At 66.8% G+C, this 16,858-nt stretch carries 15 protein-coding genes; 7 read left to right on the top strand and 8 right to left on the bottom strand.

The window, feature by feature from the left end; translation table 11 throughout:
• Positions 1-92 precede the first annotated feature (92 nt).
• The 4 genes from D4766_RS04650 to D4766_RS04635 all read left to right on the top strand — a co-directional run bounded on the left by D4766_RS04650 (position 93) and on the right by D4766_RS04635 (position 3,058).
• Entirely contained in the window at positions 93-908 is an 816-nt protein-coding gene (locus tag D4766_RS04650) for a DUF1134 domain-containing protein (protein WP_194955794.1), read from the top strand.
• 86 nt (positions 909-994) lie between these two features.
• Positions 995-2,173, top strand: coding sequence for an amino acid aminotransferase (locus D4766_RS04645; RefSeq protein ID WP_120716391.1), 1,179 nt, complete (start codon positions 995-997; stop codon positions 2,171-2,173).
• Positions 2,160-2,729 carry a GNAT family N-acetyltransferase gene (locus tag D4766_RS04640; RefSeq protein ID WP_120716390.1) on the top strand — a complete coding sequence of 190 codons (570 nt, stop codon included), beginning with the start codon at positions 2,160-2,162 and terminating at the stop codon, positions 2,727-2,729. The genes D4766_RS04645 and D4766_RS04640 overlap by 14 nt, the downstream gene beginning before the upstream one ends.
• On the top strand, positions 2,729-3,058 hold the full coding sequence (locus D4766_RS04635; protein ID WP_120716389.1) for a hypothetical protein: 330 nt from the start codon (positions 2,729-2,731) through the stop codon (positions 3,056-3,058). Before D4766_RS04640 ends, D4766_RS04635 begins: the two co-directional genes overlap by 1 nt.
• A gap of 70 nt (positions 3,059-3,128) precedes the next feature.
• Here D4766_RS04635 and D4766_RS04630 read toward each other — a convergent pair whose 3' ends face one another.
• The 4 genes from D4766_RS04630 to secB all read right to left on the bottom strand — a co-directional run bounded on the left by D4766_RS04630 (position 3,129) and on the right by secB (position 7,228).
• Complete coding sequence (locus tag D4766_RS04630) at positions 3,129-3,857, bottom strand: DUF4136 domain-containing protein (RefSeq protein ID WP_120716388.1); 729 nt, start codon at positions 3,855-3,857, stop codon at positions 3,129-3,131.
• A 132-nt stretch (positions 3,858-3,989) separates the two neighbouring features.
• Entirely contained in the window at positions 3,990-5,006 is a 1,017-nt protein-coding gene (gene trpS / locus D4766_RS04625; protein WP_120716387.1) for a tryptophan--tRNA ligase, read from the bottom strand.
• 6 nt (positions 5,007-5,012) lie between these two features.
• Complete coding sequence (murJ, locus tag D4766_RS04620) at positions 5,013-6,620, bottom strand: murein biosynthesis integral membrane protein MurJ (protein ID WP_120716386.1); 1,608 nt, start codon at positions 6,618-6,620, stop codon at positions 5,013-5,015.
• A gap of 59 nt (positions 6,621-6,679) precedes the next feature.
• Positions 6,680-7,228 (bottom strand): protein-export chaperone SecB, encoded by a 549-nt coding sequence (secB, locus tag D4766_RS04615; protein WP_120716385.1) that lies wholly within the window; start codon positions 7,226-7,228, stop codon positions 6,680-6,682.
• A 220-nt stretch (positions 7,229-7,448) separates the two neighbouring features.
• On the opposite strand from secB, the gene D4766_RS04610 reads away from it, so the two are divergent.
• From D4766_RS04610 to D4766_RS04600, 3 genes are read left to right on the top strand one after another with little or no spacing between them, the layout of a single operon-like run.
• Positions 7,449-8,099, top strand: coding sequence for a Tim44/TimA family putative adaptor protein (locus D4766_RS04610; RefSeq protein ID WP_120716384.1), 651 nt, complete (start codon positions 7,449-7,451; stop codon positions 8,097-8,099).
• A 31-nt stretch (positions 8,100-8,130) separates the two neighbouring features.
• Positions 8,131-9,357 (top strand): murein transglycosylase A, encoded by a 1,227-nt coding sequence (gene mltA, locus D4766_RS04605; RefSeq protein ID WP_120716383.1) that lies wholly within the window; start codon positions 8,131-8,133, stop codon positions 9,355-9,357.
• Positions 9,354-9,902 (top strand): Smr/MutS family protein, encoded by a 549-nt coding sequence (locus D4766_RS04600; protein ID WP_234024893.1) that lies wholly within the window; start codon positions 9,354-9,356, stop codon positions 9,900-9,902. The genes mltA and D4766_RS04600 overlap by 4 nt, the downstream gene beginning before the upstream one ends.
• A gap of 6 nt (positions 9,903-9,908) precedes the next feature.
• On the opposite strand, the gene D4766_RS04595 is transcribed toward D4766_RS04600, so the two are convergent.
• The 4 genes from D4766_RS04595 to ahpC all read right to left on the bottom strand — a co-directional run bounded on the left by D4766_RS04595 (position 9,909) and on the right by ahpC (position 16,828).
• The gene (locus D4766_RS04595) at positions 9,909-12,053 is read right to left on the bottom strand and encodes a catalase (protein ID WP_120716382.1); all 2,145 of its coding nucleotides are present in this window, start codon (positions 12,051-12,053) and stop codon (positions 9,909-9,911) included.
• Between the two features lie 160 nt (positions 12,054-12,213).
• The gene (katG, locus tag D4766_RS04590) at positions 12,214-14,409 is read right to left on the bottom strand and encodes a catalase/peroxidase HPI (RefSeq protein WP_120716381.1); all 2,196 of its coding nucleotides are present in this window, start codon (positions 14,407-14,409) and stop codon (positions 12,214-12,216) included.
• 177 nt (positions 14,410-14,586) lie between these two features.
• Complete coding sequence (gene ahpF, locus D4766_RS04585; RefSeq protein WP_120716380.1) at positions 14,587-16,176, bottom strand: alkyl hydroperoxide reductase subunit F; 1,590 nt, start codon at positions 16,174-16,176, stop codon at positions 14,587-14,589.
• An 85-nt stretch (positions 16,177-16,261) separates the two neighbouring features.
• A complete protein-coding gene (ahpC, locus tag D4766_RS04580) occupies positions 16,262-16,828 on the bottom strand; it encodes an alkyl hydroperoxide reductase subunit C (RefSeq protein WP_120716379.1) in 567 nt (188 codons plus the stop codon).
• Between the last annotated feature and the right edge of the window lie 30 nt (positions 16,829-16,858).

The raw sequence follows: 16,858 nt of genomic DNA, 5'->3' as shown, positions 1-16,858 counted from the left end.
GGATTCGCTTCGCCGCGCATTCATTGCCGCTTCACCGCCGGGGGCCTTTCTTGCGAGGTGGACAAATCCCGAGGGACGGGATGGAGGGACCCATGACCAATTTCGAAGCCATCGTCCGCCGTGCGCGAAGGGCAGCGATCGCGGCGTTCGCCGCCGCAGCGTTCGTCGCCGGCCCCGCGATGGCGCAGATCGAGACGATCGATCCCAACTCGGGCATCGATGCCGATCTCAACACCCAGGCCCCCGCCGAGACGCCGGGCGAGCCGGCGCCTTACAACGATACGACAACTTATTCCGCGGCGCCGCCCGCCGGCGCCCCGACGGAGGTCGCGCCGGAATGGAGCGAGCCCGTCGTGACCAGCGGCGACGCCTCGGTCGCGGCCAGCCAGGCGTCGGCCAATCCGGAAGTCGCCGCCGTTCAGGGCGATACCTACAAGAAGGACGACCTCATCGGAGCGGCCGAGGGCGTTTTCGGCAAGGGCGCCGAAGGTCTCGCCCGGATGATCGAGGATCTGCTCGCCAAGCAGGGCGAACCCAATGCCTACATCATCGGCCGCGAGGCGGGGGGCGCGTTCGTCGTCGGCGCGCGGTACGGTTCGGGCACGCTGCATCACAAGGTGGAGGGGCAGAAACCCGTCTATTGGACCGGCCCGTCGATCGGCTTCGACGCGGGCGCGAACGCGGGCAACACGTTTGTGCTGGTCTACAACCTCTACGATACCGAGGAACTCTACGAGCGTTTCCCCGCCGGCGAAGGGGCGGCCTACGTCATCGGCGGCCTCAATGCCTCCTACGTGCGCAAGGGCGACGTCGTCTTGATCCCCATCCGGGTCGGCGCCGGGCTGCGGCTGGGCGTGAATGCCGGTTATCTCAAGTTTTCCAAGAAGCAGCGCTGGCTGCCGTTCTGACTTACCAATAAAATCTGCCCTCGGGCATCGCGGGGCCGCTGCGGGATGACCGTTGCGGCCCTTCTCGCATGCGTTAAGGGGGCCGAATGCTCGAAAAACTCGAATCCGCCGCCCCGGATGCGCTCCTCGCGCTGATCAAGCTCCACGCCGCGGACGACCGCGCGGACAAGATCGACCTCGGCGTGGGCGTCTATCGCACGGGCCAGGGCGATACTCCGGTGTTCGCCGCAATCAAGGCGGCCGAACGCAAGCTGGTCGAGGATCAGACCTCGAAAGCCTATCTCGGGCCCGAGGGCGATATGGGTTTCGTCGAGGCGCTGATGCCCTACGTGTTCGGGGCGGGCGATCCCACTATGCACGGCCGGATCGAGGGGATGCAGACCACGGGCGGTACCGGCGCGGTGCGGCTGGCGGCGGCGCTGGCACGTACGGCGGGGGTCACGAAGGTGCACCTCGGTGTGCCGAGCTGGCCCAATCATGCGCAGATCCTCGCCGACCTCGATCTCGAAGTGGCCGAGTTCGATCATGCCTGCGCCGACGGGACGGCGAACCTCGACGCGGTGCTCGCCGCGATCGCCGGGGCGGGCGAGGGCGAGGCGGTGCTGCTCCACGGGTGCTGCCACAACCCCACCGGCATCGACTACACGCCCGAACAATGGGCGGCGATCGCGCACGGGTTCGCGGACGGGAAGGCGCTGCCGATCATCGACGTGGCGTATCAGGGGCTGGGCCACGGTATGGAGGAAGACGCCGCCGGCCTTCGCACGGTGCTCGCCGCCGTGCCCGAGGCGCTGGTCGCATACAGCTGCGACAAGAACTTCGGCCTTTACCGCGACCGGGTAGGCGCGTTTTACGTGATGGCGGACGAGGGCAGCCGGCTGCCCGCGATCATGTCCAACGCGGCCGCCCTGGCTCGGGCGAACTGGTCGATGCCGCCCGATCACGGCGCGGCCGCGGTGCGCCTGATCCTGCGCGACGACAAATTGACCGCCCAGTGGCTGGACGAGCTCGAAAGGATGCGCTCCCGAATGCGTCAGGTGCGCGAGCGGCTTGCGACGGCGGGCACGGTGGGCAACGTCGATCTCGCGCCGCTCGGCGAACAGAACGGCCTGTTCTCGATGCTCCCGCTGTCGAAGGAACAGATCCAGCGCCTGCGCGACGATCACGCCATCTACATGGCAGGGTCGGGCCGCATAAACGTCGCCGGGCTGACGCAGGGCAACATCGACAAGTTCGTCGAGGCACTGGGCGATGTCGCCGGCTGATCTCGACCGGCAGCCGACGCTCGAGGGCGAGCGGCTGCATCTGCGCCCCTTGCGCGAAAACGACTGGGACGCGCTGTTCGCGGTGGCTTCCGACCCGCAGGTCTGGGCGCTCCACCCGATGCACGATCGCTGGCAGGAGCCGGTCTTCCGTGCCTTCGTCGAGGATGCTCTGGCCAGCGGCGGCGCACTCGCGGTGATCGAGAAGGCGGGAGGAGAGATCGTCGGATCAAGCCGCTTCCAGAACCTCGATCCGTCGGGCGGCGGCTCGGTCGAAATCGGCTGGACGTTCCTCGCGCGCAGCCTGTGGGGCACCGGTGCCAATGCTGAGATGAAACGGCTGATGCTCGCCCACGCACTTGCCAGTGTGGCGCGAGTCGATTTCCGCGTCGGCGAGGACAACGTGATCTCGCGCAAGGCGATGGAGAATATCGGCGGCCGGCTCACCGACCGCATCGACATCACGCAGACGCCGAACGGTCCGGCCCGGCATGTGATCTACGAGATCGATCGGACGGGGTTCGCCAGCGGGCCGCTGGCGTCGCCGCAGCACAGCTGATGATCGGCCAGGTCGTCGTCGTCGTTACCGCGTTGTTGTCGGCATTCCTGTCGGGTTACGGTGTCTGGGCATCGGCGCGGGCAAAGGGCGTGCGAAGCAAGCCGTTGTGGATCGCCGGCTCGCTATTCGGATTTGTCGGAGTCGGGCGCGTTTTCGGACCGGAAGGCGAACTCGTGTTCAATGTCGGCATCCAGATCCCGGTCGTCGTCGCATATTGGGGAAGCGGCGTATTCGCGATGAAGGCCATGGTGCCGATCATCGCCATCGTCGCGATCGTGAAGTTCGACCCGGCCCCCATGCGCGCGCGAGACGCTTCTGTATTCGACTGACGCACAACGAAAAACGGGCCGCGTCTCTCGACGCGGCCCGTCTCTCGATGGTTGCCCCCGATCTCGTTGATCAGCGGCGGACCTGGTTCCGCTGTACCGGCATGTTCTCCGGCGCGACCGAGATGCGCACGGTTTCACCCGAGCGGCCCGGGAAGTCGGTGAACATCGCCTCGACCAGATTGGGCACCAGATAGGGCAGGCGGCTGGAGGTCGACAGGGCCTGCGCCTTGCCTTCGAACAGGCGCTGGCCGGTGGCGCGATTGTCGATCTTCATGTCGATATCGCTGGTGTAGACCGTGTAGACGTCGAGCCCGTTGTCGAAGAACGGATCGTAGAAGCCGTAGCCCCAGCGGCCGCCGTAGCCGCCGCGATAGCCGAGCCGGCTGTACCCGAAGCGCGAGGGGTAGCCGAACCGGCCGTAGCCGAACCGGCCATAGCCGTACCACGGATCGTAGAAGGGATCGGCGAAGCCGGTCTGGCGGACGCGCTGACGCCCGTTGTCGATGCCGTAGTCGAACCGCACGAGCAGCGTGGCGACATCGGGCGAGGAGGCCGGCGTGTAACCCAGCCGCGCCATGTTGGCCGAGACGTAGCTCGCGTACTGCGCGAACTCGAGCCCGCCGGCGAGGGAGGGATCCTCCGCCACGACGGCAAAGGTCTGGCCCTGCGGCGCGGGCATCGCGTTCTGGAAACGCTGGACGTTGGCGTTGAACGGCGTGGCACACGCGGCGAGCGCGCCGAGCGCGAGCGGCGCGGCGATCATCTTCAGCGTGCGACCGGCATTGGTCAGTATGGACATGGTGCGAACCCCTTCGACTCGGTGAAGTGCAAACGCGCTGCGACTTCGGTTCGACGACGCAGGCTGTCACTAGTGCGACGAGGTGTAAAGATAGCGCGGTGAACCGAGTTTGAATGACGACCTTGCGCTGTGTTAGCCACGCACCAGTCCAAGGGCGGCGTAGGTTGCGTCGAGCGTGGGGCGGCCGATCTCGCGTGCCCGCGCCGCGCCGCGCGCGAGAATTGCGTCGAGCGCCTCGCGATCGGCCAGCAGCGCCGTGAAGCGCGCCGAAATCGGCCTCAGCGTTTCGACCAGCACTTCGCCCAGCGCCGGCTTGAACTTGCCGAAGCCCTCGCCGCCGAATTCCGCGAGCACGGCGTCCACCGGCTTGCCGGTCAACGCGCCATAGATGGTGACGAGGTTCAGCGCCTCGGGCCGTCCATCCAGCCCGGCGGCTTCCGACGGCAGAGGTTCGGGATCGGTCCTGGCCTTCTTCACCTTCTGCATGACGAGGTCGGCGTCGTCGACTAGGTTGATGCGCGCCATGTCGGACGCATCGGACTTGCTCATCTTGGCGCTGCCGTCGCGCAGGCTCATGATCCGCGCCGCTTCGGGCGGGACGATCGGTTCGGGCAGGGTGAACACCGGCGCGTCTTCGGATGCGAAGTCGTTGTTGAACTTCTGCGCGATGTCGCGGGCAAGTTCGAGATGCTGCTTCTGGTCCTCGCCCACCGGCACGTGTGTCGCCTGGTAGAGCAGCACGTCGGCGGCCTGCAGCACGGGATAGGTGAACAGCGCGACCGATTGCCCCTCGCGGTTCTTGCCCGACTTGTCCTTCCACTGCGTCATGCGGTTCAGCCAGCCCATCCGCGCCGTACCGCCGAGCAGCCACTGCAGTTCGGCATGGGCGGGCACTTGCGCCTGGTTGAACAGGATCGACCGGTCGGGATCGATGCCGCATGCCACCAGCGCGGCGGCCATTTCCAGCGTGCCGCGCTTCAGTTCGGCCGGGTCGTGCGGCATCGAGATCGCGTGAAGGTCGGCGAGGAAGAACAGCGCCTGCTGGCCTTCAGCCAGTTCGTCCTGCATCCGCACCCAATTGCGGATCGCGCCGAGGTAGTTGCCGAGGTGGAGGTTACCGGTGGGCTGGATGCCCGAGACGACGCGCATGGAAATCTACTCTGCAAGGTCCACGGGTTTGGCGGGACGGCGGCGCCGTAGCTGGGCGAGAAGGTCCTTGTCGAGCGCGCCGATGGCGAAGGCCACGCCGAAAAACACGATCATGCCGCCCGCCACCAGCACACCGAGCGACCAGGTGCGTTCCAGCACCGTGCCGCCGTAGCGGTCCGCCATGAGGGGCATCAGCCAGTACAGGAATGCGCCCATCGCCGCCGTAGCCAGCACCTGCCGCACGATGCGGCTCGCCAGTGCTCCGGTGAAGCGGAACCAGCCGCGCAGTTGCAGGATGATCGTAAGCGTTACGACGTTCAACGTGGCGCAGATCGCGGTCGCCGCGGCAAGGCCAACGATGCCGTAGCGCGGCACGACGTAGAAATTGAGCGCGATGTTCACCGCCAGCACGAACGCGGCGGTCCATACCGGGGTGCGCGTATCCTCGCGGCTGAAGAAGGCCGGCTGGAACACCTTGACGAGGACATACGCCGGCAGGCCGCAGACCAGCGCCACCACGATATTCGCCATGATCGCGCCGTCGGCCAGCGTCATCTTGCCGCCGACGAAGAACGCCGTCACGAATGCCGGCGCGCAGATCGCCAGCGCGACGGCGGCGGGCAGGGTGAGCAGAGTGCCGACCTCGACCGCGTTGGCCTGCAGCCGCTGCGCCTCGCCCGCGTCGCCCTGCTGGATATGGCGCGCGAGCATCGGCAGGATCGCGGTGCCGAGCGCGATGCCGAAAATGCCGAGCGGCATCTGGTTGAGCCGGTCGGCGAGCTTCAACAGGGTCAGCGATCCCTGCGGCAGACTGGTGGCGAAGAACGTGTCGACCAGCTGGCTGATCTGGTAGATCCCCGCGCCGAACGTCGCCGGCAGGATCAGCATGCCGAGCCGGCGCACTTCGGGCGTGAATTTCGGCCGGGTAACCTTCAGCCGCACGCCTGCCCGGCGCGATGCCCATGCCATGTAGGCAAGCTGCACCACCCCCGACAGCGTCAGCGCGATCGCTAGCGACCATGCCACGATCTCGTCGCTGCCGTCTTCTCCGCGCAGGTACCACCCGGTCACGATGCCGGCGATCATCACGATGTTGAGAAAGACCGGCACGAAAGCGCCCGGCGCGAAGCGGCTGCGGGCGTTGAGCACGCCCGACAGCATCGCCACGAGGCTCACGAGCGCGAGGTAGGGGAAGGTCATGCGGCTGAGCATGACCGACAGTTCGAACTTGCCCGGCACGTCCGAATACTCGCGCGCCAGCAGCCAGACGATGCCGGGCATCGCGGCCATGCACAGCGCGGAAAATCCCAGCAGCACCCAGACGAAGACCGAAAGGACGTCGCCCGCGAACGCGTCGGCGCCCGTTTCGCCCCCGCCGTCCTCCGCCGCGCCGTGAAGGCGGCGGGTGTACATCGGCACGAAGGCGACGCTGAACGCGCCTTCGGCGAACAGGCGGCGGAAGGTGTTGGGCAGCGTGAAGGCGAGCTGCCAGGCGTCGGCTGCCAGCCCCGCGCCCAGCACGCGGGACAGCAGCATGTCCCGCACGAAGCCGAACACGCGGCTGACCGCGGTCAATGCGCCGATCGTGCCGACGCTCCTGACGAGATTGCTCACCCGGTCCCCCTCATGGCCGTCTCATGGCCTTCACGTGGCCCCCGGGCGGGGCGCCGCGATCAGGCCTCGCCGGACGGCGGCGGAACGTCGCCCATGCCGCCCGCGGCCGCGGCATCTTCCTCGGCCTTGCGCTGCAACTGGTTGAGATAGAGGCCGTTGAAGTCGATCGGGTCGACCATCAGCGGCTGGAAACCCAGGTCGCGGGTCGCGTCGGCGATCACGCGCCGGGCGAAGGGGAACAGGATGCGCGGCGCCTCGGCATAAAGGAATGCGTGGCCGTGTTCCTCGGGCAGGTTGCGCATGCCGATGAGGCCGCAATAAGCGAGCTCGACCAAATACAGGTCGCCCTCGTCGGCCTTGGCGGTGACTTTCACCTTCAGCTCGACTTCGTGGACCTCGTCGCTCACCTTTTCGGCGGCGATGTTGAACTGCAGGTCGATGTTCGGCTGGCTCTGCCACTGGAAGCAGGCCGGGGCGTTCGGGTTCTCAACCGACAGGTCCTTGACGTACTGCGAGATCACGCCGGCGACCGGCTGCGTATCGGCGCCGTTGGCGTTCGCGTTGGGGTCCATGTTGAGGTCGGTGAGGATATCGCCTTCTTCGGCCATGATGTTCGGGTGTCCTGCTGTCGGCGCGCCCCATCGGCAAGCGCTCGGTCGGCGGCGCGCCTAGCATCGCGCGTGACCCATCGCAACGGCGCACCCGATTGCCGAAGTCGTGCGTTGTTCGTTTGTAAAACGTGCCTATCTAGGGCACCATCGTAGGACTGCGGATGGCGACGGGTGGGACGTTGCCGTAACATATCCGCGCAGACTGGGCTGAATTCACGTGATCTTGCAGATCGTCATCCTCGCCATGATCGCCGCGTTCCTCGGCATGCGCCTGTATTCGGTGCTCGGCCGCCGTGCCGAGCACGAGGAACAGCCCGATCCGACCCGTTTCGACGCGCCTGACGCGGCGCCGTCGCCGGTCGCGCAGCTGCGGCCCGCGCAGCCCGTGCGCCCCGCCGGCCTCGAAGGTGTGCTGCCCGCGGTCGAACGCGGCGTGCGGGAAATCGCCGCGGCCGACCGCACGTTCGACGTGTCGGGCTTCGTCGAAGGCGCGAAGGGTGCCTACGCCATGGTGCTCGAGGCGTTCTGGCAGGGCGACCGCGAAACGCTGCGCGAACTGTGCGACGACGATGTCTATGCCGGCTTCGACGCCGCCATCGCCGCGCGCGAGGAAGCGGGCGAAACGCTCGACAACCGGCTCGTCCGGATCGAGGGCGCGAAGATCGATTCGGCCGAACTCGTCGGCAAGACCGCGCGCGTGACCATGCGCTTCATCGCCGACATCGCGGCCGTCACACGCGACCGCGACGGCACCGTCGTCGCCGGTTCGCTGACCGACGCAGTCGAGGCGCGTGACCTGTGGACCTTCAAGCGCGACGTGCGCGAGGCGGATCCCCACTGGCTGCTCGACGAGACCGACGAAGCCTGAAACTGACGGCGCGCGGGGAGGGATCATGCGGATGAAGACTGCGGCGACGATCGCATTGGCGACCGTCGCGCTCGCCGCGTGCCGGATGGTGCCCGAACCCACGGCCGGCACGCCGCCGGTTTCGGTCCCGCCGGTTTCCGTTCCCACGCCTGTTCCGACGCCGACGCCCACTCCGCCGGCGCCGTCCAACGCAGTTTCGGCGGGCATCGTCGCCGGCCCCTCGGTCGCATCGCTCGGCATCGCGCCGGCGGATGCCGCCGGTGCGCTCTCCAGCTTCCGCGAGAGCTGCCCGCGCCTGCTCACCCGCAGCGACGCCAGCGGCATTGCGACCGGTGCGGCGTGGGAACCGGCGTGCACCGCCGCGCGAGCCTGGCCGCAGGCCGACGCGGCAGCGTTCTTCGATCGCCATTTCGAAACCGCGCGCATTGCCGACGGTGCGGCCTTCGCCACCGGTTATTACGAACCCGAAATCCGCGGCGCGCGCCAGCGCCTGCCGGGCTACGATGTGCCGGTCTACGCGATGCCGCCCGAACTGGTGCGCGGCTGGTGGGAAACCACGCCCGTGACCGAGCGGACGGGCCGCCAGCAGCTCGGGCGCTACGACGCCGAAGGGCGCTTCGTCCCCTACTACGACCGCGCGGAAATCGTGAACGGCGCGCTCGCCAATCGCGGGCTGGAGATCGCCTGGGCCGCCGATCCGATCGAATTCTTCTTCCTCCAGATCCAGGGGTCGGGCCGCCTGCTCGCGCCCGACGGCCGCGTCATGCGCATCGGCTATGCCGGGCAGAACGGCCGCGGCTACACCGGCATCGGCCGCCTGATGAAGGACCGCGGCCTGATCGGCGACGGCACGCCTTACGATACCTCGATGCAGGGCATCATGGGCTACCTGCGCGATTACCCGGCGGAAGGCCGGGCGATCATGAACGAGAACCAGAGCTGGGTCTTCTTCAAGGAACTGACCGGCGACGGGCCGCTCGGCGCACTCAACGTGCCGGTGCGGCGCGAAAGCTCGGTCGCGGCGGACCCCGCCTTCGTTCCGCTGGGCGCGCCCGTCTGGCTGCGGATGGACCGGCGCGAGGCGTCGGGTCTGTGGATCGCGCAGGATACCGGCGGCGCTATCAAGGGGCCCAACCGCTTCGACACGTTCTGGGGCGCGGGCGAGGATGCACGCACGATCGCGGGCGGAATGAGCGCGCGGGGGCAGGCGCTGCTGCTGCTGCCCAAGGGCACCGTCGCGCGCCTGACCGGGCGGTGAGGCCGCCCCGCGGGCTGACCGCGGACGAAGCGGCGGCGTGGGCCCAGGTGGCCTCCACGGTCAAGCCGATGGCCCCGAACCTGCCCGTCGCGGCTTCCGAAGCTGCTGCGTCCCCACCACCGCCGCCCGCGTTCGAGCGACCCGCCAAGCCCGTCAGGACAACGCCGACGCGGCCCGAACCGCCAAGAGCGGCTCCGGCGCCCACCCTAGATTCGACATGGGACCGCAAGCTTGCGCGCGGGACGCTGCAGCCCGACCTCACGCTCGACCTGCACGGCCATACCCTCGACACCGCCTATACCCGGCTGATGGACGGTATCGACCAGGCCCGCGCGATGGGCGCGCGCACGGTGCTGCTGGTGACGGGCAAGTCGCGGCCCGTGGCGGCTGCCGACCGGGCGGGGGCGCGGGGTGCCATCCGGGCCAAGGTGCTTGACTGGCTCGCCGCCAGCCGCCACCATGCCGCCATCGCCGCAGTGCGCAAGGCGCACATCCGCCACGGCGGCGAGGGGGCGCTCTACATCGTGCTCAGGCGGATGAAGTAAATCCGATCAGTCCTGCTTGACCTTAGCTCGGTCCCAATACCGCAGCTTGCCGCAGGTCTCGATGAACCCGTCGGCGCTATCGGCACCGGACAGTTCGACGAAGCCGTCATCCATCTTCGCCTTTACCCCGGCCCCTTCCAGCAGCGGAACCGCTTCGGGGACATAGGCGATGAACTTCGCGTGCGCGAAGGCATCGTTGACGAAATCGATGCTGGGCTTGTCGTCGGCGTAGTTGGCGGCCGCGTCCTTGCCCATGACGATCGCCACGGCGTCGTACAGGACCGAGGGACCGCCATCGATCTTCTGTTGCGCCGGCATCTTCTCACCGTCGGACAAGGCCGCGCCCGCGATATGGGGCGCCACGATCTCGGCCATCGCGCCCGCATTTTCGGCCGCCTTCTTCAGCGCGTCGACGATATCGGCATCGCCGCCTTCCGCGATGTAGATGCCCAACTTGCGCCCTTTGAAGCTGTCCGGGCCGTTCTTGATGATCGACAGCGCGGGGCTTTCGGGCAGATCGGTGATCGGGTCGCGGGCGGCAGGCACCTTGGGCGGCATCTCGTCCAGCCCGATTCCGTCGGCGACGTCCTTCGCCAGACCTTCATCGATATGCCGCAGATGCCCGATCATGCGCTTGCGAATATCCATCCGTTCGACCTTCGACAGCTCGAACGTCAAGGCATTGCCCATGTGGGTCTGTTCCACCGGCGTCTGCGACACGTAGAACTGCCGCGCCTGGCTGTAGTGATCGGCAAACGTCTCGGACCGGACGCGGACCTTGGGTCCCGTCGCAACGTCGCCATAGGTAGCGAACCCACGCGAGCGATCGGCGCGCGGTCCGCGCGGTTCGCGGTTGTCGTCGATCGGACCGTTCCAGCTATTGGGCTCGTAGTTTGCTCGTCCCTTGGGGTTGGTCATCGCCATGTGGCCGTCTTGCTGGAAATGGCGGACCGGGCAGCGCGGCGCATTGATCGGGATGTGTGTGAAATTGGGCCCGCCCAGGCGCTTCAATTGGGTATCGAGGTACGAAAAGTTGCGACCCTGCAGCAGGGGATCTTCGGTGAAATCGATGCCCGGCACGATGTTCTGGGTGCAGAATGCGACTTGCTCGGTCTCGGCGAAGAAGTTGTCGACATTGGCATCGAGGGTCAGCGTGCCGATTATGTCGACCGGTACATCCTCCTCGGGCACGATCTTGGTCGCATCCAGCACGTCGAAGTCGAATCCGTCGGCGAAGTCCTCGTCGAAGACCTGGATGCCGAGGTCCCACTGCGGGAAATCGCCGGCCTCGATCGAGTCCCACATGTCGCGGCGATGGAAGTCGGGATCGGCGCCGTTAATCTTCACCGCCTCGTTCCACAGGACCGACTGCAGGCCCAGCCGGGGCTTCCAGTGGAACTTGACGAAGTGCGCCGCCCCTTCGGCATTGACCAGACGGAAGGTGTGGACGCCGAACCCTTCCATGAAGCGGAAGCTGCGCGGGATCGTACGGTCGGACATGATCCACATGACCATGTGCATCGACTCAGGCGTCAGGCTGATGAAATCCCAGAAGTTGTCGTGCGCCGTCTGGGCTTGGGGAAATGCGCGGTCCGGGGCGGGCTTGGCGGCGTGGATCAGGTCGGGGAACTTGATCGCGTCCTGGATGAAGAACACCGGAATGTTGTTGCCGACGAGGTCCCAGTTGCCTTCCTTGGTGTAGAACTTTGTCGCAAACCCGCGCACGTCGCGCGCCACGTCGGGCGATCCCTTCGATCCAGCGACGGTAGAGAACCGTGTAAAGGTAGGGGTCTTTTCCCCCACCTCGTTGAAGATCGCCGCGTGGGAGTATTCCGGAATGGCGCGCTTGAGTTCGAAGTGCCCGTGGATGCCGTAGCCGCGGGCATGGACGACGCGTTCGGGAATGCGCTCGTGATCGAAATGGAAGATCTTCTCGCGCGCAATGTGGTCTTCGAGCAGTTGCGGACCGCGCGGTCCCGCGGTCGCCCAGTTCTGGTCGTCGCCGACCGGCGCGCCTTGAGCGGTTGTCATCACGTCGTCGGTTCCGCGCGGTTGCTGGTGGTTCGCTCCGCCCTCAGAAAGCTCGAACAGTTCCGGATCGGCATCGCCCGAGCGGGAGGGCTGCGAACTCTTGGTTGGGGTCTTGGCCATAGCTGGAACTCTTTCCTTTGGGGGTGCCAAGCCTACGGTCCGTCCGCATAACCGTTCCTTCGACTGATCGACGTTAGGCCACAACAGGTCACGATCTACGAAAAGACCCCCAGCAGCCATGCTGCCGGGGGTCTCTCGCGCTACCCGAAGGGTTTATCCCTTACTGGTGGTACTTCGCGAAAGTGAGGTCGAAACGGTCGGCGTCCATGACCTTGGTCCAGGCTTTGACGAAGTCGCGCTTGAACTTCTCCTCGCCGCCCTTCTGGGCATAGATTTCGCCCACCGCGCGCAGTTCGGCGTTGCTGCCGAAGATGAGGTCGGCGCGGGTCGCCTTCCACTTCTCGTGCCCTTCGGCCCGGTCGGTCGCGACGTATTCCTGGTCCGTCTCGTCGGTCATCTTCCACACGTTGGTCATGTCGAACAGGTGCACGAAGAAGTCGTTCGTGAGTTGGCCCGACCGTTTGGTCAGATGGCCGTGCCCGCGGTCGCCGTGATTGGCGCCCAGCACGCGCAGGCCCCCCACCAGCACGACCATCTCGGGCACCGAGAGGCCGAGCAGGCTCGCCCGATCGAGCATCATCTCCTCGACCTTCAATGCCAGCTTTTTCTTGCCGACGTAGTTGCGGAAACCGTCGGCTTCCGGCTCCATCCAGCCGAAGCTCTCGACATCGGTCTGTTCCTGCGTCGCGTCGCCGCGGCCGCCGGTGAACGGCACGTCGCCGGCACCCGCCTTCTCCAGCGCGACCACGCCGCCGAGCACGATGGCATCGGCGAGGCTCATCTCTCCGCGCAGGCCGTTCAGGGTGTCGATCACCTTGGCCAGCATCTCGGGCTCGTTGACCTCCCAGCTGCGCTGCGGCTCGAGAGCGACGCGCGCGCCGTTGGCGCCGCCGCGGTAATCGCTTTTGCGGTAGGTGCTGGCCGATGCCCACGCGGTCTTGATCAGCTGGCTGACGGTAAGGTCGCTGTCCGCGATCTTGCGCTTCACTTCGGCGACGAGGCTGTCGGACGGCACGGTGCCGGCCGGCACAGGGTCCTGCCAGATCAGGTCTTCGGCCGGAACCTCGGGGCCGAGGTAGCGGATTTTGGGCCCCATGTCGCGGTGGGTCAGTTTGAACCATGCGCGGGCGAAGGCATCCTTGAACGCCTCGTGATCGTCGCGGAAGCGTTCGGAAATCTTGCGGAATTCCGGGTCGCGCTTCATCTGCATGTCGGCGGTGGTCATCATGGTCGGAACCTTGATGCTGGCATCCCAGGCCGCCGGGGCCATGTCCTCTTCCTTCTGGTCGATGGGCTGCCACTGGTTGGCGCCCGCGGGCGACTTCACCAGTTCGTAGTCGTAGTCGAGCAGCAGGCGGAAGTAGTTCTCGCTCCAGGTGTCGGGCGTGTTGGTCCACGCGCCTTCGATGCCGCTGGTCACGGTGTGCTCGCCGATGCCGCCATGCTCCTCGCCGGAAACCCAGCCGAAGCCCTGCGCGGCGAGGTCCGCGCCCGAGGGGGCATGGCCGAGCGTGCTGGGGTCGCCGTTGCCGTGCGCCTTGCCGAAGGTGTGCCCACCGGCGGTCAGCGCGACGATTTCCTCGTCGTTCATGGCCATGCGGTAGAACGTCTCGCGCAGGTCGCGCGCGGCGCCGGCATCGTCGTGCGGGTTGCCGCCCGGCCCTTCCGGATTGACGTAGATGAGGCCCATCTGGATCGCGGCGAGCGGGCCTTCGAGCTGTTCGTAGCCGTGTTCGGGCGCGATGCGGGTCTGCACGCCCTCGTTGACCCACTTGTCTTCGGAACCCCAGTAGATGTCGCGTTCGGGCTCGAACACGTCGGGACGTCCGCCGCCGAAGCCGAAGACCGGGCCGCCCATCGATTCGATGGCGACGTTGCCGGCCATGATGAACAGGTCCGCCCAGCTGATGTTCTGGCCGTACTTCTGCTTGATCGGCCACAGCAGGCGGCGCGCCTTGTCGAGATTGCCGTTGTCGGGCCAGCTGTCGAGCGGGGCGAAGCGCTGCTGTCCGCTGTTCGCGCCGCCGCGGCCGTCCGCCGTGCGGTAGGTGCCCGCCGCGTGCCACGCCATGCGGATGAAGAACGGGCCGTAATGGCCGTAGTCCGCCGGCCACCACGGCTGGCTGTCGGTCATCAGCGCGTGAAGGTCCTGCTTCAGCGCGTTGTAGTCGAGCGCGTTGAACGCCTCGGCATAGTCGAAGTCCTCGCCCAGCGGGTTGGTCGGACCGTTGGGGTTGAGGATTTCGGTGGCGAGCATTTCCGGCCACCAGTCCTTGTTCGTGCGGCCGAGCAGGGCGCGCACGCCGCCCTCTCCCATCGGGCAACCACCGCTGATGTCTCCGGTCTTGGCGTCCATGACATGCATCCTTTCCTGATTTTCTGGCAGGGAGGATGCACGCGGTTGGTGGTTCGGTCCAATAGATTGAACGGCACAGTTCGATTGACCGTTTCGATTACACGACCAGCGGTTGGGCATGAAAAAGGCCGCCGCCCGTGGTCGGGGCAGCGGCCATTTATTTCAGGCTCGGCAGGGTCAGGCGGCTTGCGCGATCTCGCCCACCGGTTCGGAACGGATGAGGTAATCGAACGCGCTCAGCGCGGCTTTCGAGCCCTGGCCCATCGCCACGACGATCTGCTTGTAGGGCACGGTCGTGGCATCGCCCGCGGCGAACACGCCCGCGAGGCTGGTCGCGCCCTTGCCGTCGGCCACGATCTCGCCGTGGGGCGACAGTTCGATGCCGCTGTCCGCCAGCCATTCGGTGTTGGGGACGAGGCCGATCTGCACGAACACGCCCTCCAGTTCGACGAGCGTTTCGGCGCCGCTTTCGCGGTCCTTCCACCGGAGGCCCGAGACCTTGCCGCCGTCGCCGACGATCTCGGTCGTCTGGGCGGAGGTGAGGATGTCGACGTTCTTCATCGAGCGCAGCTTGTCCTGCAGCACCGCATCGGCACGAAGCTGGCCGTCGTATTCGATCAGCGTCACGTGGCCGACGATGTTGGCGAGGTCGATCGCCGCCTCGACGCCGGAATTGCCGCCGCCGACGACCGCGATCCGCTTGCCCTTGAACAGCGGGCCATCGCAGTGCGGGCAATAGGCAACGCCCTTGTTGCGGTATTCCGCCTCGCCCGGCACGCCCAGGTTGCGCCAGCGCGCGCCAGTGGCGAGGATGAGACTGCGCGCCTTGAGGCTGCCGCCGCCAGCGAAGTGCACGGTGTGGAAGCCGCCGCGTTCGGCGGCGGGTTCCAGCCGCTCCGCGAGCGCCAGGTTGATCGTCTCGATGCCGTTCTCGGCCGCCTGCGCCTTCAGGCTGTCGGCGAGCTTCGGCCCTTCGGTATAGGCGGTGCCGGGCAGGTTCTCGATGCCCAGCGTGTCGTTGAGCTGGCCGCCCATGCGCTCGGCTGCGATGCCGGTGCGAAAGCCCTTGCGCGCGGTGTAGATGCCAGCCGCCACGCCCGCCGGGCCGCCCCCGACGATCAACACCTCGAACGGATCGGCCGCGTCCATCTTCTTGGCCGCCTTGGCCGCCGCGCCGCTGTCGAGCCGGGCGAGGATTTCGGCGAGGTCCAGCTTGCCGTTCCAGAACGGTTCGCCGTTGAGGAACGTGGCGGGCACCGCCATGACCTCGCGCGCGTCGACCTCGTCCTTGAACGTGCCGCCCTCGATCAAGGTGGCGGTGATGCGCGGATTTTCCAGCGCCATCAGGGTCAGCGCCTGCACCACATCGGGGCAGTTGTGGCACGACAGGCTGAAATACATCTCGAACGCGAAATCGCCCTCGAGCGCGCGGACCGTTTCGAGCTGTTCGGCATCGACCTTGGGCGGATGGCCGCCGGCCCACAGCAGCGCGAGAACGAGCGAAGTGAACTCGTGCCCCAGCGGCAGGCCCGCGAAGCGCACCCAGCGCGCCGGGTCGCTCGCGCGGCGAATCACGAAGCTCGGCCGGCGCGCGTCGTCGCCGTCGAAGCTTGCGGTGACCATTTCGTGCAGGCCGGCGATTTCGGTCAAGAGCTCGCGCGTCTGTGCCGACTTCGCATCGTCGCCGAGCGAGGCGACGAGTTCCACCGGCTCGCGCAGGTTGGCGAGGTAGGTCGAAAGCTGCTGGGTCAGGTTGGCGTCGAGCATGGCGGGTCCGCTGGTGATCGGGGAAGGGAAAAAGGGTATGGAAAAGGGGTGGGGGCCGCGCGCGGCGGCCCCCGTATGCGTCAGGTCAGATCTTGCCGACGAGGTCGAGGCTGGGGGCGAGCGTTTCCTCGCCTTCTTCCCACGCCGCCGGGCAGACCTGGCCCGGGTTGTTGCGCACATACTGCGCGGCCTTGATCTTGCGGGTCAGTTCGTTGGCATTGCGGCCCACGCCCTCGCAGGTGATCTCCATGATCTGAATCACGCCGTCCGGATCGACCACGAAGGTCGCGCGGTCGGCAAGGCCGCTGTCTTCGCGCAGGACGCCAAAGTTCTTGGCCAGCGTGTGGAGCTGGTCGCCGAGGAAAGCGAACTTCAGCTTGCCGATCTTCTCGCTGGTGTCGTGCCAGGCTTTGTGGCTGAAGTGCGTGTCGGTCGACACGCCGAACACCTCGACGCCCATCTTCTGGAGCATGTCGTACCGCTCGCCGAGATCCTCGAGCTCGGTCGGGCAGACGAACGTGAAGTCGGCCGGGTAGAAGAAGAACACCGCCCACTTGCCGGCGATGTCGGCCTCCGTGACGTCGAAGAAGTCCTTGCCGGCTTGGAAGGCGGTCGCCTTGAACGGCTGGATCGTGCTGCCGATGATACCCATGAAATCGTCTCCGTTTGTTTGAAACTGGTG

Source organism: Tsuneonella amylolytica (assembly GCF_003626915.1).
Classification (GTDB): domain Bacteria; phylum Pseudomonadota; class Alphaproteobacteria; order Sphingomonadales; family Sphingomonadaceae; genus Tsuneonella; species Tsuneonella amylolytica.
Note: the sequence above shows the minus strand (reverse complement) of the source record. Positions and strands in the feature narration are given on the sequence as shown.